The 24,425-nt window shown below is 66.0% G+C and carries 14 protein-coding genes and 1 tRNA gene; 9 read left to right on the plus strand and 6 right to left on the minus strand.

Annotation, left to right across the window (positions count from 1 at the left end; all coding sequences use genetic code 11):
• Window position 1: 1 nt before the first annotated feature.
• Together GOQ09_RS16260 and alaS are read right to left on the minus strand one after the other, a co-directional pair.
• Window positions 2-1,033, minus strand: coding sequence for a 2-dehydropantoate 2-reductase (locus GOQ09_RS16260; RefSeq protein ID WP_157614452.1), 1,032 nt, complete (start codon window positions 1,031-1,033; stop codon window positions 2-4).
• Window positions 1,033-3,657, minus strand: coding sequence for an alanine--tRNA ligase (alaS, locus tag GOQ09_RS16265; protein WP_157614453.1), 2,625 nt, complete (start codon window positions 3,655-3,657; stop codon window positions 1,033-1,035). The genes GOQ09_RS16260 and alaS overlap by 1 nt, the downstream gene beginning before the upstream one ends.
• Window positions 3,658-3,911: 254 nt before the next feature.
• On the opposite strand from alaS, the gene GOQ09_RS16270 reads away from it, so the two are divergent.
• Both GOQ09_RS16270 and GOQ09_RS16275 read left to right on the plus strand, forming a co-directional pair.
• Window positions 3,912-4,733, plus strand: a complete 822-nt coding sequence (locus tag GOQ09_RS16270) for a ferritin-like domain-containing protein (protein WP_157614454.1) — start codon at window positions 3,912-3,914, stop codon at window positions 4,731-4,733.
• 91 nt (window positions 4,734-4,824) lie between these two features.
• Complete coding sequence (locus tag GOQ09_RS16275) at window positions 4,825-5,223, plus strand: hypothetical protein (protein ID WP_157614455.1); 399 nt, start codon at window positions 4,825-4,827, stop codon at window positions 5,221-5,223.
• 31 nt (window positions 5,224-5,254) lie between these two features.
• Here GOQ09_RS16275 and GOQ09_RS16280 read toward each other — a convergent pair whose 3' ends face one another.
• Together GOQ09_RS16280 and GOQ09_RS26205 are read right to left on the minus strand one after the other, a co-directional pair.
• On the minus strand, window positions 5,255-5,554 hold the full coding sequence (locus GOQ09_RS16280; protein ID WP_157614456.1) for a hypothetical protein: 300 nt from the start codon (window positions 5,552-5,554) through the stop codon (window positions 5,255-5,257).
• An 88-nt stretch (window positions 5,555-5,642) separates the two neighbouring features.
• Window positions 5,643-5,999: a hypothetical protein gene (locus GOQ09_RS26205; protein ID WP_207309863.1), complete on the minus strand. Its 357-nt coding sequence runs from the start codon at window positions 5,997-5,999 to the stop codon at window positions 5,643-5,645.
• A gap of 177 nt (window positions 6,000-6,176) precedes the next feature.
• On the opposite strand from GOQ09_RS26205, the gene GOQ09_RS16290 reads away from it, so the two are divergent.
• The 5 genes from GOQ09_RS16290 (at window position 6,177) to GOQ09_RS16310 (ending at window position 9,551) form a co-directional block, all read left to right on the plus strand.
• Window positions 6,177-6,707 carry a DUF1579 family protein gene (locus GOQ09_RS16290; RefSeq protein WP_157614457.1) on the plus strand — a complete coding sequence of 177 codons (531 nt, stop codon included), beginning with the start codon at window positions 6,177-6,179 and terminating at the stop codon, window positions 6,705-6,707.
• Window positions 6,708-6,801: 94 nt separating this feature from the next.
• Window positions 6,802-7,104 (plus strand): hypothetical protein, encoded by a 303-nt coding sequence (locus GOQ09_RS16295; protein ID WP_242630855.1) that lies wholly within the window; start codon window positions 6,802-6,804, stop codon window positions 7,102-7,104.
• A gap of 52 nt (window positions 7,105-7,156) precedes the next feature.
• Entirely contained in the window at window positions 7,157-7,738 is a 582-nt protein-coding gene (locus tag GOQ09_RS16300; RefSeq protein WP_157614458.1) for a hypothetical protein, read from the plus strand.
• A gap of 228 nt (window positions 7,739-7,966) precedes the next feature.
• Window positions 7,967-8,040, plus strand: a tRNA-Gly gene (locus GOQ09_RS16305).
• A 278-nt stretch (window positions 8,041-8,318) separates the two neighbouring features.
• Window positions 8,319-9,551, plus strand: coding sequence for an acyl-CoA dehydrogenase family protein (locus tag GOQ09_RS16310; protein ID WP_157614459.1), 1,233 nt, complete (start codon window positions 8,319-8,321; stop codon window positions 9,549-9,551).
• 40 nt (window positions 9,552-9,591) lie between these two features.
• Here GOQ09_RS16310 and GOQ09_RS16315 read toward each other — a convergent pair whose 3' ends face one another.
• A complete protein-coding gene (locus GOQ09_RS16315; protein ID WP_157614460.1) occupies window positions 9,592-10,368 on the minus strand; it encodes a TIGR04325 family methyltransferase in 777 nt (258 codons plus the stop codon).
• Window positions 10,369-10,402: 34 nt separating this feature from the next.
• Window positions 10,403-11,257 (minus strand): class I SAM-dependent methyltransferase, encoded by an 855-nt coding sequence (locus tag GOQ09_RS16320; protein WP_242630856.1) that lies wholly within the window; start codon window positions 11,255-11,257, stop codon window positions 10,403-10,405.
• A 742-nt stretch (window positions 11,258-11,999) separates the two neighbouring features.
• On the opposite strand from GOQ09_RS16320, the gene GOQ09_RS16325 reads away from it, so the two are divergent.
• A complete protein-coding gene (locus tag GOQ09_RS16325) occupies window positions 12,000-19,421 on the plus strand; it encodes a polyketide synthase (RefSeq protein WP_157614462.1) in 7,422 nt (2,473 codons plus the stop codon).
• Window positions 19,418-24,421 carry a non-ribosomal peptide synthetase gene (locus GOQ09_RS16330; protein WP_157614463.1) on the plus strand — a complete coding sequence of 1,668 codons (5,004 nt, stop codon included), beginning with the start codon at window positions 19,418-19,420 and terminating at the stop codon, window positions 24,419-24,421. Before GOQ09_RS16325 ends, GOQ09_RS16330 begins: the two co-directional genes overlap by 4 nt.
• Window positions 24,422-24,425 lie beyond the last annotated feature (4 nt).

The following is a 24,425-nucleotide window of genomic DNA, read 5'->3' on the forward strand; positions in this document are numbered from 1 at the left end:
GTTAAAGCCAGAGTGCGTCTTGCAATTGCCGTGCGGTCCAGCGCCTGGGCTGCCGCGGCCACTCTTCGAGCAGCGCCGACATCCTTGCGTTGCGCGGCGCCTCCATGTCCTGGTCATGCGCAAGCCGCACGACCTCGCCGCTGAGCGCATCGATCTCGGTGCGCCGCCCGAGCGCGAGGTCGTCCGCCATGCTGGAGCGGGCCTTGGCATCGATGCGCAGCATGCGCGCCGCAACCATGCGAAACAGCCAGTCGGGCAGCCGGAGCACTGTCGACAGCCGCTTTGCAGGCACCGCGGCCACCTGCGCGGGCGCAATGCCGGCGCTGCCGAGCACGCCCAGCGCCTCGTCGATCAGCGCGGCAAAGCAGCACCGATAGCCGCGCTGCAGCAGTTCGTCGCGCAGCGGCAGGCCCGAGAGCGCATTGACCGGGTTGTTCAGATTGAGGAGCAGCTTGCCCCATTGCACGGGCAGCAGGTCGGCGTACAGGTCGATGGGTATGCCGGCGCGCTCGAACACCGGCAGCCAAGGCCGCAGCGCCGCGTCGTCCTTTGCAGCCAGCCGCCCTGCCGTGCCACGGTGAAAGGCGCCCGGCCCCGTTTCAGCCACGTTGTAGGGCACCATGCCGGGCAGCACGCCCAGCGTGGGGCCGGCCTTCGATGCCTCGGTGCAATTGGAAATGCCGTTCTGCAGCGAGACGACCGTCGTGCCCGCGGGCAGCGCAAAGGCAAGTTCGGCGGCCGCTTCGGCCGTGGCGCCGCTTTTTACGCACAGCAGAACCAGTGCCGGCGTTGCGCCGACAGGCACCTGGTCACTCAGCCGCAGGCTGTCGGCGGGCAAGCGATGCGAGCCGCCTTCCAGATCGCTGAGCGCAAGGCCGTGCGCCGCAAGGCTTTGCAGCACGCGCGGACGGCCCACGAAAGTAACCGGGACACCGGCCGCGGCAAGGCTGCCGCCGATGAAGCAACCGATGGTGCCCGCTCCCATCACCAGCACTTCGCCGGGAGGGGAGCCGAGCACCTCGGTGGCGGCCATCAGGTGCGTTCCGCCACCCAGGCTTGCACTGACTGGAGCGCTGCAGGCAGCCCCGCGGCATCGGTGCCGCCGGCCATGGCCATGTCGGCCTTGCCGCCGCCCTTGCCGCCCACTTGCTGCGCAACAAAGTTGACCAGCTCGCCGGCCTTGACCTTGCCCACCGTGTCGTTGGTCACGCCGGCGGCCACCTGCACCTTGGCGCCGTCGGCCGCGGCCAGCACGATCACCGCCGTCTTGAGCTTGTCCTTGAGCTTGTCCATGGTGTCGCGCAGCGTCTTCGCGTCTGCGCCGTCGAGCTTGGCGGCCAGCACCTTGATGCCGTTCACGTCGATGGCCTGCGACACGAGCTCGTCACCCTTGGACGATGCAAGCTTGCCCTTGAGCGCGCCCACTTCGCGCTCCAGCGCCCTCACCTGCTCAAGCACCTGCGTGAGCCGGCCCTGCAGCTCGGCAGCCGGCGACTTGAGCGTGGCAGCCACGCTCTGCACTGTGGATTCGAGATCTTGCAGGTAGCTGAGCGCATTGGCGCCCGTGACCGCTTCGATACGGCGCACGCCGGCCGCCACACCGCCTTCGCTCACGATCTTGAACAGGCCGATGTCGCCCGTGCGGCCCACGTGGGTGCCGCCGCAAAGCTCGCGGCTGGTGCCGATGTCGAGCACGCGAACGCTCTCGCCGTACTTTTCGCCGAACAGCATCATGGCGCCGGTCTTCTGGGCCGACTCCATGTCCATCACGCGAGCATGCGTCTCGGTGTTGGCAAGAATCTCGGCATTCACGCGCTTTTCGATCTCGAGGATCTGGTCGTGCGTGACGGCCGCGTTGTGCGCAAAGTCGAAGCGCGTCTTGTCGGCATCGACCAGCGAGCCCTTCTGCTGCACGTGCGTGCCCAGCACTTCGCGCAGGGCTTTGTGCATCAGGTGGGTGACCGAGTGGTTGCGCATGGTGGCGGCGCGGCGCGCCGTGTCGACCGCGGCCTTGACCGTGTCGCCCACCTTCAGCGTGCCTTGGGTCTGCGTGCCGTGGTGGCCGAACACGTCGGCCTTGATCTTCTGCGTGTCTTCCACGCCGAACTGCACGCCTTCGGCCACCAGCACGCCCTGGTCGCCGACCTGGCCGCCGCTTTCCGAATAGAACGGCGTGGTGTCGAGCACCACGATGCCAGGCTGGCCTTCTTTCAGCTCTTGCACAGCCGCGCCTTCGAAATACAGCGCCACCACCTTGGCGGATTCTTCGAGGTGTTCGTAGCCGGTGAAGACGTTGCCCGCGCCGCCGTATTCGACGTTGCGGTCCATCTTGAACTTGCCGGCCGCGCGGCCCGCGGCCTTTTGCTTTTCCATGGCGGCGTTGAAGCCCGCTTCGTCCACGCTCACGCCGCGCTCGCGGCACACGTCGGCCGACAGGTCGAGCGGAAAGCCGTAGGTGTCATGCAGCTTGAAAGCCACGTCGCCCGGCAGCGTCTTGGCGCCATTGGCAAGCGCCGCGTCGAGAATTTCCATGCCGTTGGCGAGCGTTTCGAAGAAGCGCTCTTCCTCGGCCTTCAGCGTTTCGGTGATGCGCTTTTCATCGGCCACCAGCTTGGGGTATGCGTCGCCCATGAGCTTGACCAGGTCAGGCACCAGCTTGTGGAAGAACGGCTTCTTCTGGCCCAGCTTGTAGCCGTGGCGAATGGCGCGGCGCACGATGCGGCGCTGCACGTAGCCGCGGCCTTCGTTCGACGGAATGACGCCGTCGGCCACCAGGAAAGAGGTGGCGCGAATGTGGTCGGCAATCACGCGCAGCGAGTTGTTCGACAGGTCTTGCGTGCCGGTCTCGCGGCCGGCGGCCTTGATGAGCGCATCGAAGATGTCGATTTCGTAGTTGCTGTGCACGTGCTGCAGGATGGCCGCCAGGCGCTCCAGGCCCATGCCGGTGTCCACGCAGGGCGCGGGCAGCTTCTTGACCGAGCCATCGGGCTGCATGTCGAACTGCATGAACACGTTGTTCCAGATCTCGATGTAGCGGTCGCCGTCTTCATCGGGGCTGCCGGGCGGGCCGCCGGGGATCTCGGGGCCGTGGTCGTAGAAGATTTCGGAGCACGGGCCGCAGGGGCCCGTGTCGGCCATCATCCAGAAGTTGTCGGACATGTAGCGCCCGCCCTTGTTGTCGCCGATGCGCACCACGCGCTCGGGCGGCAGGCCGATTTCCTTGGTCCAGATGTCGTAGGCCTCGTCGTCCTCGATGTAGACCGTGGCCCAGAGCTTTTCGGCCGGCAGCTTGTACACCTCGGTCAACAGCTCGAAGGCCCACTTGAGCGATTCGCGCTTGAAGTAGTCGCCAAAGCTCCAGTTGCCCAGCATCTCGAAGAAGGTGTGGTGGCGCGCGGTGTAGCCCACGTTCTCCAGGTCGTTGTGCTTGCCGCCGGCGCGCAGGCACGCCTGTACCGAGGCGGCGCGCACATAGGGGCGCTTGTCCTCGCCCAGGAACACGTCCTTGAACTGAACCATGCCCGAATTCGTGAACATCAGCGTCGGGTCGTTGCCCGGCACCAGCGAACTCGAGGCCACCACCGTGTGGCCCTTGGAGGCGAAGAAATCGAGAAAGGTCTTGCGGATGTCCGCGACCGTGAATGTGGGCTGGCTCATCTTTGGATTTCGTCTTCTGTCGAGGGCGGCCTGGCGATGGCGACCCTCTCGTCGAACCCACTGCGTCGAACCGACCTAACTGCTTGATTTGCTTGAACAAACGATTATAGGTTTGGCTACCGCCCCGCGCCTTGCCGGGGCCGCAGTCAGCTTGCCGTGGGGAGCGCCGCTACCATGGGCCGCACCGGGAGAACCAAATGCGTTCGGCTTCGTCCTAATGGCTATTTCGTCCCGACGTGGATCAAGGAGCATGCATGGCAGGTCATGAGGCGCCACACTGGAAGATCGAGGATCTGGAGTTTTCGCGCATTGCGCGCGACGAAGTCCGCCAGGACGAGAATCTTTTCTACCTCGTTGCTTCCGCCTCCTTCATCGAAAGCGGCTCCGACCTGTACACCCAGAACCTGGTCGACTTCTTTCGCGGCGACGACGAGGTGACCGAGTGGCTCACCCACCATTGGGAGGCCGAGGAACTGCAGCACGGCAAGGCCCTGCGCGCCTACGTGGCGCATGTGTGGCCCGAATTCGACTGGGAAACCGCCTACCGCGGCTTTCTCGAGGAATACGCCACCTACTGCAAGGTCGAGCTCCTTGCCCCCACGCGCGGGCTCGAAATGACGGCGCGCTGCGTGGTCGAAACCGGCACCGCCACCTACTACCGCGCCATGGCGCGCAGCACGGCCGAACCGGTGCTGCGAGACCTGGCCAGCCGCATTGCGGCCGACGAGGTGAGCCACTACAAGCATTTCTATCGCTTCTTTCGCCGCTACCGCGACGAGGAACGGCTCAGCCGCTTTCGCGTGCTGGGCACCATCGGCCGGCGCACGCTGGAGCTGAAGAGCGAAGACGCCGATTGCGCCATTCGCCACGTGGCGCGCACCCGGTCGCCCGAGCGCGCCGGCGACACGGCCTTTGTCGAGCAGTTGAGCGCCCGCCTGAACAGCACAGTGCGCACCAACCTGAGCGCCGGCGCCACGCTCAAGATGCTGATGCGCCCGCTGGAACTGCCGGCCGGGGTGCAAACCATGATCCAGTACCCCGTCAGGCAGTTCATGGAGCATGTTTTCCTGCGTTGATGGGCTTGGTGCCAGCTGCAAAGGGTGAATTCGCTCACAATTTCAATAACGCAGATGTATACTTTAGAGGTACTTTTCTGGGTTCCGCGAAATGTCCGAATTTGCCCCAAGAAATGCCCGCCTCGAATGGGCGTCGCTGTTCGCCGCCGAATGGACGCGGCTGGCCGGCGGGCGCGCGGATCATGAATTCCTGATCGACCAGGGCCTGAGCCTGGTGCGGGTGGTGGGCGACCGGCAACCCGCCGACGTGGCGCGCCAGCATTTCGAAAACACCCCCGAGCCCGAGCAGCTGGTGCGCGACCCCGAGACCAACTTCACCGCGCTGGCGGCCGAGGTCGGCATCATCAAGCCGGGCGAACGGCTCGACCAGATGCACATCGAATTCGCCCACGGCATTGCGGAACTGTGCGCTGCGGTGGGCGACGGCTACGGCGATTCGGCCTCCGCCAACGCAGGCCGGCACATCAGGGCGCTGTACGGCCCGGTCTGAAAAACGGCCCGGCGGCTTCTTTTTTCGCCCTTCAGCCGAGCTTCGGCAGCCCGAAGCCGAACCCGAACACCGGCCCACTCTTCTTCGCGGGTTTCGCCCGGCCGGGTTCTTCTTCCTCCCGCGGCCCCAGGTCGAGGTCGCCGATCATCTTCTGCAGCTCGACCAGGCCAGCGGCCATCGCCGCCTTGTAGGTCTTCATCGCCCTCGGCTGCTGGCGCAGCACGCTCCAGCCCTGCCCCAACTCCTCGTCGCCGAGCTCGACCAGGCGCCAACGGTAGGCGCCCTCTTCCACTTCGATGACGGTGACGGCAATGCTCCGAAGCGCTGACATCGACGGATCGTCGGCGATGAGCAAGCCGCGCCGTGTCGGACGAGCGCGGTTTCTCGCCGCTTCGGCCTTCTTCCGGCCTCCCGGTCAGTCAGATCGGCGCGCTGGATTCCGGTTCAGGTGCCGGGCAGCAGCTGCAAACCGGAGCGTTCGGCTGGCCGCATCGGATGCACAGCTTTCGGCGGCGCCTGGCCGCCCGCCATGTCGTTGCGGGCCGCATCCGTTCGGTGCGCAACTTCATGATCTCGGCAATGCCGTCGTCGGTGATTGCCGTGACGATGGCGGTGCGGGCCATGTTGAACTTGCCGGATGGGTCGATGGCCGGTGCAATTTCCGCTTCTACCAGGCCCGTCGCCTTGAGAACCGAAACATGCTTGATTTCTTCGGGCCCCACGATCTCGGCAGGTAACTCGACATGCTGGAGTCGCAGCAAGAAGAGCAGGTGCATTTCTTGATCCCCTCAACGAATGCTTTTTGTTGAACCTGAGGGAGCCGGATTGTTTTAGGGCAATGTGACGGTGTCTAGATTAGTCGGGCAAAAAAGTCGGGTTTGGGCGGGTGGCGCACCATGCCGAGCGATGACCCCCTCATCTCCCGCCACGGCACCCCGTTCACGACAGGCCTCATGAGCAAAGAAGCGTTCCAACAATCCGCCGCGCCCGGCGGCACGCATCACCGGCTGGCTGCGATGGCCGGCAACTGGGAAGGCCGCTTCAGGCTCTGGTTCGAGCCCGGCAAGCTGGCCGACGAATCGGTGCAGCGCGGCACCATCCGGCTCGTCGGCCGCGGGCGGTTCCTGCTGCACGAGTACGAGGGCCGCTGCAGCGGCGAGCCTTTCGAGGGCGTCGCGCTCTGGGGCTACCACCTCGATGAAGACGCCTTCGAATGCGCCTGGGGCGAGAGCTTCGGCACCGGCACGTCGATCATGTTCAGCACCGGCCGCGTGGAGGACGGGCGCTTCGGCGCGCTGGGCGGCTACGGCACCGGCGCGGGCGGCGAACGCTGGGGCTGGCGCACCGAGGTGTCGCAGCCTGACGCGGAGCACCTGGACATCCGCATGTTCAACATCACGCCGGGCGGGGAAGAAGCGCTTGCGGTCGAGGTGAACTACAGGCGGGTGCCTACGTCGTCATCCGCGTCAGCCCGGCCAGCTTAGCAATAAGTGTGAAGTATTTCTCAAAAATGGTTCTAACTTATAAGCAAGTAGTAGCGACCGAGTTGCACTTGTAGCTACATTCCGCCGACCAGAAATGGCCGGCATTTCTTGGCAGAACAAAGACAAGCGCCGGCACTCGGAGACTCGAATGCCCCTTTCGTTTTTGATGCGGCTGCTGCATGTGCGGCTTCCGGTTCGTGTTGCCAATCCAGAGGACATCCGGCACATCTCCGTCCTCTTGGCTACCGGTCTGATCGAAGCTGAGATTCAGGCCCTGGAGTCCACCGTTCGCTACGCCACCTCACGCGTCGCCACGGTGCTTCGCATCACGGAGGCCGGCTTCACCGAACTCGCGAAGATGGGAGACGCCCGATTCCGCGAGGGAGGAACCGGTTAGCCTGGGCGCTCCAACCGGATATGCAGAACGCGCGGCCGGCAGAATATCCGCTATGTCCAAATTTTCTACAGGCCGCCACTGGCCTCGGATGGCGTTGCTCGCATTGTTGATCTGCAAGAGTTCCGTGGGCGCACACGCAGCGCCTGAGGTTGAGGACCCAAGCGCCGCATCGAAAGCGCTAACGACCTGCATCCTCGCGACCTTCGACATGAGCAAAGCAGAAGAACTCGGAACGTTGGTGGTCGCAAGTGGCAAATACTGGGTGAAATCGCCAAGTGGTGGCATCGTTGATCCCTACGTTTTGAAAAACTTCGATCGTGCCGATCCGATTCAGCGCAAGAGTTTCAGCGCTGTAAATGACGCGGAAAGCTTGATTTCGAACGCATTGATTGCGGGCTCGGACAACTGCGGGATCGATGAAGACGACTTTGAAACCGCCGCAGGTGGCATGTTGACCCTCGAGTGGGGCGTTGCCCCACCCGGTTTTACAGATGCCTTCACTCCCAGCGTGAGAAACGCCATTGCTGCATTCGTGGCGTTTCGAGCAACGCTGTTGAACTCGCCCGAGTTTCGACGAGGCTATCAGCTTGCTGCGAGCGACCTCGAGAAGCTCAAGAAAAGCACGACGAAGTAGGGCCTAAGCTTGGTTGGCGGCGTCTAGCCGAAAGGCGACCCAAAAGTGACATCTCCCACGGCCGCCTGAACCCGACTCAGAGGCAACCAGGCGCAGGCCCTTGCCCCCTTCTACCGCCAGGTCGTCTCCGCTTGAAAAGCTTTGCGGCTGAAGTTGAATCTCTAACTTCCCTCTGTAGAATCAGGCACTTAGGTCGATAGCTCGTTAGAAGTCAACGGGCTACAAAATGCGGGTGTAGTTCAATGGTAGAACGGCAGCTTCCCAAGCTTCATACGAGGGTTCGATTCCCTTCACCCGCTCCAAGCACTGCGCAAATAGCTGAAACTCCGCGCGACTAAGAAGCGCTTCGGCAGCCACATCTACAGCACGCCCATGCCAAGCAGTGCTGTGCAAGACCCCTGCAGTTCACATCCCACCTGCATCGCAAGCATTCGCTCGGCCTCGGCCATGCGCGACATGGCTGCCCTTCGCGCATTCCGCGCTGCTCCGAGCCGTACGCCCCGTCATGCAGGAGACAGCCGCCCAGCCCGCACCCGGGCACCATCGAGGCACTCCCAACGCCCCTCGAAAGACGTCTCTCATGGAATTCGCCTACACGCCCAAGGTCCAGGACTTGCGCACGCGCCTGCTTGCCTTCATGGATGCGCACATCTACCCGAACGAGAAGCGCCAGGCCGAAGAGGCGCATCAGTCGTATCTCAACGCACAGAAGAACGGCGGCTTCTACACCGGCCTGCCGCTGCTCGAAGAACTGAAAGAAAAGGCTCGCGCGGCAGGCCTGTGGAACCTGTTCCTGCCCGAGACGGCGCACGGTGCTGGCTTGACGAACCTGGAGTACGCGCCGCTGTGCGAGATCATGGGTCGCCGCTACTGGAGCGCCGAGGCGTTCAACTGCAGCGCGCCGGACACGGGCAATACGGAGGTGATCGAGCGCTACGGTTCAGCCGCGCAGAAGGCGCGCTGGTTGCAGCCGCTGCTCGACGGGCAGATTCGCTCCGCCTTTGCAATGACCGAACCGGCAGTGGCCTCTTCGGACGCCACCAACATTGCGTGCAGCATCCGGCGCGAGGGCAACGAATACGTGATCAACGGGCGCAAGTGGTACATCACGGGTGCGATGAACGAGCGGTGCAAGCTGTTCATCCTGATGGGCAAGACGGACCCCGACAACGCCGATCGCCATCGGCAGCAGTCGATGGTCATCGTGCCCGCGGACACGCCCGGCATCACGGTGCTGCGCGACATGGCGCTGGTCAATCACTTCGATGCGCCGTTCGGCCACCCGGAGGTGCTGTTCGAGAACGTGCGGGTGCCGGTCGACAACATCCTGCTGGGCGAGGGCCGCGGTTTCGAAATTGCACAGGGCCGCCTTGGCCCGGGGCGCATTCACCACTGCATGCGCATGATCGGCATGGCCGAGTCGGCGCTGGAGATGATGTGCGAACGCGTGGTGTCGCGCGTGGCTTTCGGCAAGCCGCTTTCCGAACAGGGCGTGTGGCGCGAGCGCATTGCCAAGAGCCGCATGCTGATCGACCAGACGCGCTGGATGGTGCTGCACGCGGCTTGGCGCATGGACACGGTGGGCAACAAGGTGGCGGCGCAAGAGATCGCGATGATCAAGGTGATTGCGCCCAACAACTGCATTCAGGTGATCGACGACGCAATGCAGGCCTTCGGCGCCATGGGCTTGAGCCAGGACACGCTGCTGGTGAACTTCTGGGCCTACGCCCGCCATCTGCGCATGGCCGATGGTCCGGATGAAGTGCACCGCAACGCGATTGCCAAGCACGAGCTCGCGCGCTACGCACGTTGACAACGGCAAGAGCGCTCGCGAGTAGCCCTCTCCCTGCGCCTTACCCGGCAAGGTCGAAGCAGCACCCCGCGTAATACGGTTTGTCCCCGCCCTCGACAAAGGGCACCTCGATCGGCTTGCCTACGTTGCGCCAGGCATCGCGCCGCTTGTATCCGGCGTTTCTCAGGTCGGCCCACAACTCCTCGTCATGCTGAATGCGGTAGGGGCACACCGCAAAGCCGATGCTGTTGAGCGTGTAGATGGTGCGCTCCGGGTGAACGGCGGTCGTGTTCAGCACGATGCGCTTGGGCTTCACTGCAAGCGACGCAATGATTTCCGAGATGCGGACGGGCAGGTACTGCAGGCTGCCAGACGCGTACAGCACGTCGCACCCGCTGGCATCTTCATAGTTGGTCGTAAAGCTCAGCTGCGCAGTCGCCTCGCGCCGCACGGCCAGTTCGCGCCCGGTTTGCACCACGCCCGGTACATCGCAAACGGTCCATCGCAGGTTGTCGGGATACGGCATTACGCGGCGGAAGGCGTAGTACTTGATGCCCACGTGCCCGCCCAGGTCGAACACGCGCGACATGCCCGCGTCGAGGGATCTCGAAAGCCAGAAAAGGCCCGGGTAGTCGTAGAAATAAATCTGGTGGCTGTAGATTTCCCAGGCAGCTTCGGCGTTGTCGTAGCCCACAGCCTTCGAGGGGGGTGCGCCTGCTTCGGCGGCGGCAAAGCTCTCGAACGAGCCCATGAAAAGGTTCTCGTCCTGGTTGTCCAGAAATTTGCGTTCGTAGTCGCTCGGTGTCAGGGGCGTCTGCGGCATCAGGGTTGCAAGCATGGGTCGGTCTCCTCTTTGTTCTTGTGGAGCGGCTTTATTCCGCCGTCAGGTTTGGCGCGTCGCCGCGGCGCTTGGCCACGCACATCAATGACAACGCACTGGTAGGTGCCGAAGGGCGGCGGCCGGACAGCACATTGCCCAGCCGGTACTTCCATTGCGCAGGCCCCACGACGCCGCTCAGCGCTTCGGCGCCGATCTGATGGTTGTGCGGATAAACGTGCACGTCGAAGCCGAGCGGCTCCAGTGTCGACTTGAAGAACTCCTTCGTGACACCATCGCCCGGCTGGTGATGGACTTCGGTCCTGAGGCCCCACGACTGCTGGCTGCCGGTCTTGTGAAAGCCGTGCCGGATCGCCCGGTAGACCCATAGCCGCGCATCCCACATGAGCTTGGCAATGCCCTTGTAGTCCCATGCGGTGAGCTGCGGATCGTGGTCGGTTACCAGGAGGCCGTGCGGCTTGACGAGCCGGGCGCCTTCGCGCAGCACCGCGGCCATGTCGTCGCAATGGTGCAGCGACGCATTGATGGCGACGATATCCGCCACATGCGAGCGAAAAGGCGTGTAGGCCGCATCGGCCAGCACCGCCGTATAGCCCAGCTTTGCCGCCAACTCCAGCGAGCCGGGGGCGACATCCACGCCTACCAGGAGCCGCGGCTTTCCGCCCACCGTGGCAAAGATGTTCCCGGGTCCGCAGCCCAGGTCGATGACGACCTTGTCCGTCCAGTCGCCGGCCGCCGCGAGCCACCGGCTCCTGAAATGCGCATCCCTATGGCAAAAATCGAGGTATTCCTGCGCCCACTGCGGATTGCCAAAATAAGTGGCGTTGGCAGTAATAGCCTCGGTTTTTCGCTCAAGTCCGGACTCGTAGTAGACCCCGGATTGCTTCAATTTTGCATTTGGCAATAAGATGTCCCGGAACATTTTGGAACCCTTCAAAGTTGCGACAATCTTGAGACAAGTTATTGCGCAAGAATTACATGAACTCGGATTCCAGCACGAGTATTTTTAATTCGGTTACAAGCTCGGATGATTAATAACAGGGGCCATCTACCCTGTTTATGCGTACATCCTTAGTTCGCGATATTTCGGCGTCGCATTCCCGCCACTTGCAAGCACCGATTCGGGGCGGCGCCCCGGCCAGCAAGGCCGAACTGTAACCACCAGGCCGCCGGTGCAACACCGGGATCCCCTCTCCCCCCTTTGATCGCAGCCAGCCGCGCCATGCAGGCGTTTTGTCATGGGTCCGTCCGAGGGAAACGGGGCGATTGTCTCCCCCGAAAGGGGGCACATCGCTCATGCGGCAGTGCCTTGGAATTTTTACATTGGTTCCCCGTGAACGGCTCACGGCCACTGTTTTCACGCAGACCGGGAACCCGAGCGCGCCCTCGAGAGCGAGTTACCTACTCGAATCGAGTGATTAGCTACCCTGTTTGGGCGATATCAGGCAGTACATCTATGTAACAACTGATTCCGGAGTGTAACTTGACCAACATTTGCTCCCACCGTCTTCGTCAAACACCCTAGGATTGCCTCCGAAATATGACCAAACGTACTACCTCATTTTATTTCTACTTAATGCAGTTTTTCCGTATTCAATGTATTAGCAGATATTACCCATTCGAGCTTTTCCATGAAATTTCCTTCGGTTTTTTCGGTGCAATTCGGAGCCCTCCAGCTTTCGCTTCGCGATCTGTTCGTTTCTCTACCCAGCTCGGCAACTGCAGAGCGAACTGGCAGTTCAATGGCACTCGCGCCGGAAAATATGAGGCATTGGAGCCAATGGGCTGCAGCCGCCGGTCAATTGCCGGACACCCCATTTGCAGCAGCCTGGGCCCTGTTGCAGGCGCGCTGGCTTGGCGCTCAGCAAGCGGTCCTGCACGAAGTACCGGCGCACGAGTTGCAAGCAACCGCAAGGCAAATCACGCTTGCCGCGACGTTCGATCCCGCGCAGCCGGCGAGCGCATGGCTGGCCACGCTCGACCAGAAGCGGCGGCAGGCCGCTGAAGCACTCGAAGCAGATACGCCGGAGTCCTCGCCAAGTTCTCTCTGGCTGCGCGGCGAAGCCGTCGCCCCCACACTCCAGGCCCCCCTTCACCTTTGGCTGGACGCCGCATCCGACACGCCGCGCCTCCACGCCGACGCGGCGGCAGGTTTTCTGGATGCCGCATCCATCGAGCAATTGCTGATGGCAATCGCCGACACGGCGGCTGACCTGCTCTGCCGCCCCGAAGCACCATTGGGCGACATCCGCACCCTGCCCCCGGCTGATCGCGAGCAACAGCTCATCGCCTGGAACACGCCGCCTGCTCCGCTCGACCGCCAGCTCAACGTGGCGCAAATGTTCAGCCGCCAGGCCGCCGCCACGCCCGATGCGCCGGCCATTGCGGAAGGCGATGCGCAGATGAGCTACAGCGAGCTCGAACGCCGCTCCGAATGGCTTGCCCGGCACCTCCAGCACCTGGGCGTGCAGGCAGGCGATGCCGTCGGGCTGCTGCTCGACCGCTCGACGGAGGCCGTGGTGGCCCAGCTGGGCGTTCTCAAGGCGGGTGCGGCCTATGTGCCGGTGCCGACGGACTTTCCGGCCGAGCGGATTGCCTACATGCTGGCCGAAGCAAACGCGCAGCTGACCATCGCCGCACCCTCGCATCGCCATCTCGTGCCTGAGACGATGTCCGTGCTGGTGCTCGACGAGTCCGCAGAAGTGCCCGACGGCGCCGAAGGCAATGCTGCACCTGCATCGTGGGAAGCCCCGGCCATCGACGGCGAAACGGTGGCGTACGTGATGTACACCTCGGGCTCCACCGGCGCGCCCAAGGGCATCGAGATCTGCCATCGCGCGATTCTTCGGCTGGTGGTCGATGCCGGCTATGTCGAGCTGGCGCCCGGCCGTGCGATGCTGCATGCCGCGCCGCTCGGCTTCGATGCCTCCACCCTCGAAGTCTGGGGGCCGCTGCTCAACGGCGGCTGCTGCGTCATTCATGACGAGCGCGTTCCCACGGGTGCCGGCCTCGCCCGCACCATTGCACGCCACAACGTGCACACCGCCTGGCTCACTGCGGCGCTGTTCAACGCGGTGATCGACGACAACCCGGCGCATCTCTCGGGCCTGCGGCACCTGCTCACCGGTGGCGAAGCCCTTTCGGTGCCGCATGTGCGGCGCGCACTGGCCGCGCTACCGCAGCTCGCGTTGAGCAACGGCTACGGGCCCACCGAGTGCACGACCTTCGCGGCCACCTACCGCATTCCCGCCGCATTGCCCGCCGACCTGCGCTCGGTGCCGCTCGGGCGGCCCATCAAGGACACGGTGCTGCGCGTGCTGAGCCCCACGATGGCCCTGCTTCCCACGGGCATGGTGGGCGAGCTCTGCATCGGAGGACACGGATTGGCGCGCGGCTACCTGCGGCAACCCGCGCTCACGGAAGAACGCTTCGTGCCCGACCCTTTCGGCGCACCGGGCGAGCGCCTGTACCGCACGGGCGACCTTGCGCGCTGGCTGCCCGACGGCACCATCGAGTTCATCGGCCGGCGCGACGGCCAGGTCAAGATCCACGGCCACCGCATCGAGACTGGCGAGGTGGAGGCGGCCATCCTCGCCCACCCGGCGGTGAAGAACTGCGCCGTCGTCGCGCGGCCCGATGCCGACGGGCAGCTGAACCTTGTCGCCTACCTGGTCGCGCGTTCGCAGGAAAAGCTCTCGTGGGAGGCGCTGCGCGCGCACCTCGCGGCCCGCCTCCCCGCGGCCATGGTGCCTTCCGCGCAAGTCTGGCTCGAGCAGTTGCCGGTCACCGCCAACGGCAAGCTTGACCGGAAGGCGCTGCCCGAACCGGCCAGCGATCGGCCCGATCTTGCACAGCCGTTCGAAGAAGCGCGCAATGCCACCGAGCAGCGCGTGTGCGAAGCCTTTGCGCGCGCCCTGCGCATTGCCAAGGCGGGCCGCAACGACAACTTCTTCGACCTCGGCGGCGATTCGATGCGCGTGCTGCAGGTGCTTGCGGATCTGCAGCGGGACAGCGCAAAGCCGCTTTCGACCAACCTCTTCTTCCGCTATCCGACGCCGGCCGCAATGGCGGCTCAGCTGGCACCCGCCGGTAGTGCCGCGCCCGCCACCGGCGATCGCCCACGCGCACCCCAGGCGCAGGCAGGCACGGACATGCAAGACGCCGTGGCGCTGATCGCTACCGCGGGCCGCTTTCCGGGCGCTGCGGATGTCGAGCAGTTCTGGGACAACCTGGTTGCCGGCCGCGACACCATCAGCTTCTTCGACGACGAGACACTCGATGCCGGCGTTTCGGAAGCCTTGCGTAGCGACCCGGCCTATGTGCGCGCCCGCGGCGTGATCGGAGGCATCGAGAACTTCGACGCCGCCTTCTTCGGCATCGGCCCGAAGGAAGCGGCGTTGATGGATCCGCAGCAGCGCGTGTTCCTCGAGATCTGCTGGGAGTGCCTGGAACGCGCGGGCTATGTGCCCGACGCCGCCCCCGGCCCCGTGGGCGTGTATGCCGGCATGTACAACGCCAGCTACTTCCAGCGCCACGTCAGCACGCGGCCCGACCTCATCGAAGCCGTGGGCGAGTTCCAGGTGATGCTGGCCAACGAGAAGGACTACATCACCACGCGGGTGGCCAACCGGCTCAACCTCACGGGGCCGGCGGTGAGCGTGCACACCGCCTGCTCGACATCGCTGGTGGCCGTGGCGCACGCGTTTCATGCGCTGCGCACGGGCCAGTGCTACATGGCGCTGGCGGGCGGCGCGTCCGTTACCTGCCCCACGCGCAGCGGCTATCTCTACCAGGAGGGCTCGATGCTCTCGCCCGACGGCCGCACGCGCAGCTTCGACGCGCAGGCCCAGGGCACCGTGTTCAGCGACGGCGCCGCTGTGGTGCTGCTGAAGCGCCTGGCGGACGCACAGGCCGACGGCGACACCATCTATGCAGTGCTGCGCAGCGCCGCAGTCAACAACGACGGCGGCGCCAAGGCGAGCTTTACCGCACCCAGCGTGGACGGCCAGGCCGCCGTGATCCGCGCCGCGCTGGCGGCTGCAGACGTGGAGGCGCGCAGCATCTCGTACGTGGAAGCGCACGGCACCGCCACGCCGATGGGCGACCCGATCGAAGTCGAGGCGCTGACCTGCGCCTATGGCGAGCACACCGATGCGCTGGGCTTCTGCGCGCTCGGCTCGCTCAAGAGCAACGTGGGCCACATGGTCACGGCGGCGGGCGCGGCCGGGCTCATCAAGGCGGCGCTCTCGCTGCACCACGAAGTGATTCCGCCGACTGCGCACTTCACCGCGCCGAACCCCTCCATCGACTTTTCGCGCACGCCCTTCTACGTCACGCCAAGCCTCCAGCCGTGGCCGCGCGCCGCGGAGCCGCGCCGCGCGGGCGTCAGCTCGTTCGGCGTGGGAGGCACCAACGCGCACGTCATCGTCGAAGAGGCGCCTCCGCGTCCCGCTTCGCCGAGCGCAGCCGGTCCGCAAGTGCTGCCGCTCTCGGCCCGCTCGGAGGCGGCGCTCGCCGTGGCCGCGGAACAGCTGGCGGCGCATCTCGATGCAACGCCGGGGCTGCCGCTGGCCGACGTCGCCTACACGCTGGGCGTCGGCCGCAAGGCACACGCCTTCCGCCGCGCCGTGGTGGCCAGCGATGCGGCCGAAGCCGTTGCCGCGCTGCGCGGCAGCGACAGCGCATGGCGGGTCAGCGGCCACATCGATTCTCGCGCGCCGCAGCTGGTGCTGATGTTCCCCGGCCAGGGTGCGCAGTACGCCGGCATGGGCAAGAACCTGTACGCGAACGACCCCGTCTTCGCGGCCGCCTTCGATGCCTGCGTCAAGGCCTTCGGCAGCGCGCTCGACTTCGATCTGCGCGAGCGCATGTTCGAAGGCGAAGCCGATGCGCTGGCACCCACGGCCGTGACGCAGCCCGCCATGTTTGCGATGGAATACGCACTGGCACGCAGGCTCCTTTCGCTGGGTGCGCGGCCGCATGCGCTGATCGGCCACAGCGTGGGCGAGTTCGTGGCCGCGGTGCTGGCCGGCGTGATGCGGCTCGAAGACGCCGCGCGGCTCGTCGCCCGCCGCGGCGCGCTCATGCAGGCCCAGCCCGCGGGGGCAATGCTGTCGGTGCGCCTTGGTGCCGAACAGCTCACGGCCAGGCTCGGCTCTTCGCTCTCCCTGGCCGCGGACAACGGCCCGACAGCTTGCGTGGCCGCCGGCCCCTTCGATGCCATTGCGGCGCTGCAGGCTTCGCTGCAGGAAGAAGACATTCCGAGCCGCCCGCTGCAGACATCGCACGCATTCCACAGCGCAATGATGGACGGCGCCGTCGCGCCTTTCGAAGCGCTGGTCAGTGAAGTGGCGCTACACCCGCCGACGATCCCGATCTATTCGACGCTCACAGGCCGTCTGCTCGAAGACGCCGAGGCCACCAGCGCGGCCTATTGGGCACGCCACCTGCGCGGCACGGTGCACTTCTCGCCGGCGGTGCGCAGCGCCATGGCGCAGACGGCGCGGCCGCTCTTCGTCGAGGTCGGCCCCCGCAATGCACTTGCCACGCTGGTGCGCCAGCACGGCGCCGGCGAAGTGATGCCGCTGCTGCACGGCGAGCCGGCCGACGAGGCCCGCACCCTGCGCCTGGCGCTGGCGCGCCTTTGGACATGCGGCGCCGATGTCGAGTTGTCGCGGCTCGCGGTGCGCAACGGCGCGCAGCGGGTTCGCCTGCCCACCTATCCGTTCGAGCGCAAGCGTTTCTGGGTCGACATCGCGGCCCCCGCGGCAAAGCCGGCCATCCCGCCGGAAGCCGCGTCGCCCGTGCCCGCCCTTTTTGTACCACCCCCCGTTTTGGAGACGACCGTGACAGTTGCTGCAGCGCCCCCGCTACCTGTTTCTTCCACATCCGCTTCGTCGGACGCCTCGCTCGACGCGCGGTTGCGGTCCTTGTTCGAGGACATCTCCGGCATCGACATGGCCCAGGCGGAAGGGAGCGCCGCATTCAGCGAACTCGGGCTGGACTCGCTCACGCTGACGCAGGTCGCCACGCAGATCAAGAAGCGCTTCAAGGTGAACCTGAGCTTTCGCCAGCTCATGGAGAACTATCGCAGCCTCGACGCGCTCGGCGCTTTCCTGCGGGAGACCCTGCCGTCCGAACCCGTTGCCGCAGTGGCTGCGGCGCCAGTGGCGTCCGCTCCGGCAGCCGTGGTGGTTTCCGCGCCGGTGCCAACGGCGGCCGCCGTGCCCGCGGTAGCCCATCTGTCGCCTGTTTTCACGCCCTTGCAAGGCAGCGGAATCGGCGCCACGCCACTTGTACAACTGGTTACGCAGCAAATGGAATTGATGCGTCAGCAGCTCGCGCTGCTGTCCGGCGCCGGGGCGGAGCTTTCCCATGACGTGGCTGTGCAGCAGGCGACCCAGCCCGCTGTGCAGCCGGCCGTGGCGCAGGCAGCGCCCACCTCGCCCGCACTGCCCGCTGCCGACGAACCCGCCGCAGCCAAGGAGCCGCTGCGGTATGACGTGACAAAGGCGTTCGGCGCCATTGCGCGCATCCACACGCAGCGCACCGCCGAGCCGAGCGGCCGGCAGAAAGCGCGGCTCGCCGCATTCATGCGCCGCTACGTCCAGCGCACGCAAAAGAGCAAGCAGTTCACTGAAGCCAACCGCCCCCACATGGCGGACCCGCGCGTGGTCAATGGCTTCCGTCCGATCACCAAGGAGATCACCTACCAGATCGTGATCGAGCGCTCCAAGGGGTCGAAGCTCTGGGACCTGGACGGCAACGAATACGTCGATGCACTCAACGGCTTCGGCATGAACATGTTCGGCTGGCAGCCGGACTTCGTGCAGGAAGCGGTGCGCCGGCAGCTCGACGAAGGCTATGAGATCGGCCCGCAGCATCCGCTGGCCGCGGATGTGACCGCGCTCATCTGTGAGCTCACTGGCAGCGACCGCGCGGCGCTTTGCAACACCGGCTCCGAAGCGGTCATGGCGGCGCTGCGCATCGCACGCACGGTCACGGGGCGCAGCACCGTCGTGGTGTTCACGGGCTCCTACCATGGCACCTTCGACGAAGTGCTGGTTCGCGCCGGCAAGGGCGGCAAGGGCCTCTCCGCCGCGCCCGGCGTGATGAGCGGCATGTTCGGGGACATCCGCGTGCTGGACTACGGCACGCCGGAGGCGCTGGCCTTCATTCGCGAGAACGCCGACGACCTTGCCGCCGTGCTCGCCGAGCCGGTGCAAAGCCGCCGCCCCGACTTCCAGCCGCGCGAGTTCCTGGAAGAGGTGCGCGCCATTACCGCGGAAAGCGGAAGTTGCCTGATCTTCGACGAGGTCATCACCGGCTTTCGCGTCGGGCTGGGCGGCGCCCAGGAACTGTTCGGCATACGCGCCGACCTTGCCACCTACGGCAAGGTGATCGGCGGCGGCTTCCCGGTCGGCGTGATTGCCGGCAAGCGCGAGTTCATGGACGCGCTCGACGGCGGCGCCTGGCAGTACGGCGACGACTCCATCCCCGGCGTGGGCGTGACTTACTTCGCCGGCACCTTCGTGCGGCACCCGCTCGCGCTGGCCGCGGCCAAGGCATCGCTCGCTTATCTGAAAGACGCCGGCCCCGCGTTGCAGATCGGGCTCAGCACCAGCACCGGCACCATGGCCGAGGAGCTCACGGCCTGGTGCGCCGAGGTGGGCGCGCCCATCGCGATCCGGCACTTCGCTTCGCTCTGGCGCGTGAGCTGGCTCGAAGACCATCCGCTGCAAGACCTGCTGTTCGCAATGATGCGCAGCCGCGGCGTGCACATCCTGGACAACTTCCCGTGCTTTCTCACGAGCGCGCACAGCGCCGAGGACATCGCGACCATCCAGCGCGCATTCAAGGAGTCTGTGGCCGAAATGCAGGAATCCGGATTCCTGCCGCGCCGCGCGACCGTCATCACCGGCTTCGACTACCGCAAGGCCGAGGAAGAAGACGGCTCGGTCCTCGCCCGCGACATCGACGGCCAGCCCTTCTGGTACGTGCCCGACACCACCTCTTCCCCCAGCCATCTGATCAATGGAAAGGCCACAGCATGAACGCCGTTCTTCGCCCCCCCGCCGCCGCGGGCCTTATCGAATGCGTCATTCCGACGACTGAATCGCAGCGCGAAGTCTGGCTCGGCGCAACGATGAGCACCGAAGCCTCGCTCTCGTACAACGAATCGGTGCTGCTGCGCTTGCGCGGGCCGCTCGACCGCGATGCCATGGCGCGTGCCGTGGCACGGCTGGTCGGGCGCCACCAGTCGCTGCGCGCCACGGTTTCGCCTGACGGCACCTGCATGCTGGTCGGCCAGCCGCCCGAAGACCCGATGGAGCAAAAGGACCTGAGCGCCCTTTCGCCCGAAGCCCGAACCCAGGCGCTGAAGGACGCGCACGACACCGCGGTGTGCACGCCTTTCTCTTTGGAGCAAGGCCCGCTGTTCCGGGCTGTGCTGTACCGGCTCGGCGATGCCGAGCATGAACTCGTCATGTCGGCGCACCATGTGGTCTGCGACGGCTGGTCCTGGGTGGTCATTACCGAGCAGCTCGGCCATCTGTATGCCGAGCAAACGGGCAACGGCCTGCGGCTCAAGCCCGCGCCAACCTATGCGAGCTTTGCGGCGGAAGAAGCCGCTGAAGCCGCGCACCCCGACATGCAGGTGCATGTGGACTACTGGCTGGAGCGCTTTCCCGGCGGAACCCTGCCCGTGATCGAACTCCCGCTCGACCACCTGCGCCCCGCCACGCGCACCTTCAACTCGCGGCGCGCCGAGCGGCTGCTAGACCGCCGCCTGGTGACCGCGCTGCGTTCGATGAGCGCGAAGACCGGCGCCAGCCTGTTCGCGGGCCTGCTTACCGGCTTCGTCGCCACGCTGCACCGCCTCACCGGGCAGGACGACATCGTGGTCGGCATTCCGGCGTCGGGCCAGATCGCGCGCGACATGCCCGACCTGGTGGGCCACTGCGTCAACCTGTTGCCGCTGCGCCTCGCCGCACACGGCCAGATGCGCTTCGACGCATTGCTGGGCGAATGCAGCACCGCCGTGCTCGACGCATTCGATCACCAGGCGCTTACCTACGGCGCGCTGTTGGGCAAACTTGCGCTGCAGCGCGACCCGAGCCGCCTGCCGCTGGTGAGCGTGGTGTTCAACGTCGACCCCGACGTGGCCAGCAGCACGCAGGCCTTCACGGGCCTGGACGTCACCCAGGACACCATTCCCCGCCAGTTCGAGAATTTCGAGCTCTTCCTGAACCTGCGCCCGCTCGACGGCGGCCTGCAGATCGAGGCGCAATACAACACCGACCTGTTCGACGAAGCCACCGTTCAGCGCTGGCTCGACATGTTCGAATGCGTGCTCCGCTCGGCCGCGCGCAACCCGGGCGAAGCCGTCGGCCGGCTCGAGGTGCTCTCGCCCGAGGGCGCGCAAGAGCTCATCGCGCTGCAGCCACCTCCCACCGCACTGGAAGGCGCGCCGCATGCGCTCGCGCGCTTCCTGGCCCGCGTGCCGCTGCAGCCCGATCGCCCCGCGGTGCGCGACGGCGCGCGAGTCTTCACCTATGCCGAGCTCGACGCGCAATCCAACCGGCTTGCGCGTGCATTGCGCGAGCGCGGCGTGCGCCGCGGCCAGCATGTGGGCTTGTGCCTGGAGCGCAGCCTCGAAATGGTCCTCGCGATGGTCGCCGTGCTGAAGGCGGGCGCCGCCTACGTACCGCTCGACCCCGCGTTTCCGCAGGCACGGCTCGACCACTACGCCAAGGACGCCGGCCTCACCTTGCTTCTGACTTCGTCGGACATTGCCGGGGCGCCGCGCAGCTGGCGCGAGGGCGCGGGAGAACACGTGTTCGAGATCGACCGCGACAGCGCCTGGCAGCAAGCCTCCGGCGATCCCCTGCCCGCGAGCGAAGACGACGCCGGCCCGGACGATCCCGCCTATGTGATCTACACCTCCGGCTCCACGGGCCTGCCCAAAGGCGTGTCCGCACGGCACGCATCGGTGGCCAACCTGCTGCAGTGGATGCTGAGGAAGTCCGGCATGAACGCCAGCGACCGCATTGCGGCGGTGACCACGCTGTCGTTCGACATGGCCGTGCCGGACCTGCTGCTGCCGCTCACCGTGGGCGCCGAGATCGTGATGGTGCAGCGCGAGCTGGCCATGGACGGCGTGCGCCTGAGCAAGCTGCTCGAGGAAGAGCGCATCAACTTCCTGCAGGCCACGCCCGGCATGTGGCAGCTGCTGCTCGACGCCCAATGGCCGGGCGCGCCGGGCTTTCGCGGCTGGATCGGCGGCGAGCCGCTGCGGCCCAGCTTCGCGCTTGCGCTGTGCGAGCGCCTTTCGGAACTCTGGAACGGCTACGGCCCCACCGAAACCACGGTGTACTCGACGGCCTGGCTGGTCGACCCGAAGGCCGTGGCATCGCGCGGCGTGTCCATCGGCCACCCCGTGGACAACACCGAGATCTGGATTCTCGACGCCGACCTTCAACCCTGTCCCATCGGCGTGCCCGGAGAAATCTGCATTGCGGGTGACGGCCTCTCGCAAGGCTACATCGACCGGCCCGAGCTCACTGCCGAGCGCTTCGTCACCGCCCGCATCTTCGGCACCGCCAAGCGGCTGTACCGCACCGGCGATCGGGGCCGCTGGCGCAACGACGGGCTGATCCAGCACCTGGGCCGGCTGGACTTCCAGCTCAAGGTGCGGGGCTACCGCATCGAGCCGGGCGAGATCGAGGCGCGCTGCCGCGAGGTGGCCGGCGTTTCGCGCTGCGTGGTCGTGGCGCGCGAAGACAGCCCGGGCGACGTTCGCCTGGTGGCCTACCTTGCGCTCACGCCCGGCGTCGAATTCGATCAGGACGTGCTGATGGCGCACCTGCGCGAGCACTTGCCCGCCTTCATGCTGCCGCAGCACGTGGTGGCACTGAAGACGCTGCCCACGCTGCCGAACGGCAAGGTCGACCGCGTTTCGCTGCCGCCACCGCAGGCCGTCTCGCGCGACGAGGCGCGGCGCGGCGCCGGACCTCGCACCGATTGCGAACGCAAGGTGCTCGCCACCATGGAAAAGGTGCTGAGCCTGCCCGGCCTCGACATGCGGGACGACTTCTTCGCCATGGGCGGCCATTCGCTGCTGGCTTCGCGCCTGACAACGCTGCTGAGCCGCGAGTTCAAGATCACGCTGCCGCTGCGCGCTCTGTTCGAGGCGCCCACGGCCGAAAAGCTGGCCGCGCTTGTCGAGGGCCTGCAAAGCGCGGGCTCCCTCGCACAGGCGCCGCTGCCCTGCCGCATCAATCGCAAGACGGCGCCGCTCACCCCGTCGCAGGAGCGCATCCGGTTCATGGAGGACCTGCATCCCGGCCGCTCGGTCTACAACGCACCCGCCGCCCAGCGCCTGACCGGCAACTTCGATGCGCAGCGCTTCGAGGCCGCGTTCAGGGAGATCATTCGCCGCCAGCCCGCCCTGCGTACCCGCATGGCGACCGATCCGCACACCGGGCAGCCGGTGCAGGCGATGTCGGAAGCGGTGGACTTCGAACTGCCTTTCATCGACCTGCGCAACCTGCCGGCCGACCAGCGCGAAGCCGAACTGGCCGATCGCATGCAGGAGCTTGCCGACCGGCCGATCGACATTCACCGCGCGCCCATGATGCATGCGGCGGTGTTCCAGCTCGATGCGCACGAGCATGTGTTCGTGTTCGTGCCGCACCACCTGATCTGGGACGGCTGGTCCTTCGACCTGCTTCAGCGCGAGCTCTCCGCCATCTACGACGCGGCGGAACGCGGGCGCCCGCACGGCCTGCCCGCGCTTGCCACCACGCACGGCGACTATGCCGAATGGCAGGCCAACTGGATGAACGAGCCCGGCTTCCAGGAGCAGCTCGACTTCTGGCTGAAGCGCTTCGCCGACGCGCCGATGCCGCGCCTGCCCAACACCGACATGCCGCGGCGCTCGGGCAAGAGCGGCCAGGGCGGCGCGCAATGGATCCGTGTCGACCTTTCGACCACGCAGCAGTTGCGCAAGGTTGCCCGCGACATGGACGTGACGCTGAGCATGCTGACGTTCGGCATCTATGCGCTCACCATGAGCCGGGTCATCGGCTCGGAGTCGATCGTCATCGCCAACCCGGTGCGCGGCCGCCAGCAGCCCGAGACCGAAGACGTGATGGGCTTCTTCAACAACGTGCTGCCGGTCTCTCTGCAGGTCGGCCTGGATCAGCCGCTCGCCGAGTTCATGCGCTACGTGAAGCGCGAGCTGCTGTCGATCATGAACTACCAGCAGGTGCCGTTCGAGCGGCTCATGGCGGAGCCCGCCCTGGGCGCCCGCATCCGCGCGGTCGGTCCTTACCAGACGATGTTCTCGTTCCAGGACGCGCGCGACCGCGCACGCCGCCTGGGCAGCCTGCAAACCCGCCAGCTGCACCTGATGCAGCACGGCGCCACCGACGACATCGGCATGTGGCTGATGGACAAGCCGCACGGGCTGGAGGGCGCGCTGAACTACAACGCGGACATCTACCTGCGCGAAACCGGGGCACATCTGCGCGACCGCTACCTGGAGTTGCTGCAACGGGCCGCCGCGCATCCCGAAGCCACGCTTGCCGAACTGTCCAGCGAAGAAGGTTCGCCCAGCGCCGTCTACCTGCGCAGGCTCGCCGCCGTGGATGCGGCCAAAGCTTCGGCACCGGCCCATGCCACCGCCGCTGTCCCGAAGGCCGACGAAACGCTCCTGAACCCGGAGCATGCCCGGCTCGCGCAGATCTGGGCCTCGGTGATCGGCATCGACGTCAACGACATCCGCCCGACTGACAACTTCTTCGACCTTGGCGGGGATTCGCTGCTCGTGCTGCGGGCGCTGCAGCAGACCGAGCAGACGCTGGGGTACCGCGTTCAGTCGCGCCGGTACCTGTTCGAGAACCTCGGCCAGATCGCGGCCTCCGCCCACGAAGCGCATGACAGCGCCGAGCTCTCGGAGCTCGCACCGCTGGCTATGGGCAACCTCAAGACCGGCGCGCGCGGCGAGGGCCTGCTGAGCCGCACCTTCGGCGGCTGGCTACGCAAGGAGTAACGAT

Origin of the sequence: Variovorax paradoxus (assembly GCF_009755665.1) — a bacterium.
Taxonomy (GTDB): Bacteria; Pseudomonadota; Gammaproteobacteria; order Burkholderiales; family Burkholderiaceae_C; genus Variovorax; species Variovorax paradoxus_G.

Coding starts and splice junctions, on each gene's coding strand:
- GOQ09_RS16260 (WP_157614452.1), bottom strand. CDS start 1,033: ATGGCCGCCACCGAGGTGCTCGGCTCCCCTCCCGGCGAAGTGCTGGTG.
- alaS (WP_157614453.1), bottom strand. CDS start 3,657: ATGAGCCAGCCCACATTCACGGTCGCGGACATCCGCAAGACCTTTCTC.
- GOQ09_RS16270 (WP_157614454.1), top strand. CDS start 3,912: ATGGCAGGTCATGAGGCGCCACACTGGAAGATCGAGGATCTGGAGTTT.
- GOQ09_RS16275 (WP_157614455.1), top strand. CDS start 4,825: ATGTCCGAATTTGCCCCAAGAAATGCCCGCCTCGAATGGGCGTCGCTG.
- GOQ09_RS16280 (WP_157614456.1), bottom strand. CDS start 5,554: ATGTCAGCGCTTCGGAGCATTGCCGTCACCGTCATCGAAGTGGAAGAG.
- GOQ09_RS26205 (WP_207309863.1), bottom strand. CDS start 5,999: ATGCACCTGCTCTTCTTGCTGCGACTCCAGCATGTCGAGTTACCTGCC.
- GOQ09_RS16290 (WP_157614457.1), top strand. CDS start 6,177: ATGAGCAAAGAAGCGTTCCAACAATCCGCCGCGCCCGGCGGCACGCAT.
- GOQ09_RS16295 (WP_242630855.1), top strand. CDS start 6,802: ATGGCCGGCATTTCTTGGCAGAACAAAGACAAGCGCCGGCACTCGGAG.
- GOQ09_RS16300 (WP_157614458.1), top strand. CDS start 7,157: ATGTCCAAATTTTCTACAGGCCGCCACTGGCCTCGGATGGCGTTGCTC.
- GOQ09_RS16310 (WP_157614459.1), top strand. CDS start 8,319: ATGGAATTCGCCTACACGCCCAAGGTCCAGGACTTGCGCACGCGCCTG.
- GOQ09_RS16315 (WP_157614460.1), bottom strand. CDS start 10,368: ATGCTTGCAACCCTGATGCCGCAGACGCCCCTGACACCGAGCGACTAC.
- GOQ09_RS16325 (WP_157614462.1), top strand. CDS start 12,000: ATGAAATTTCCTTCGGTTTTTTCGGTGCAATTCGGAGCCCTCCAGCTT.
- GOQ09_RS16330 (WP_157614463.1), top strand. CDS start 19,418: ATGAACGCCGTTCTTCGCCCCCCCGCCGCCGCGGGCCTTATCGAATGC.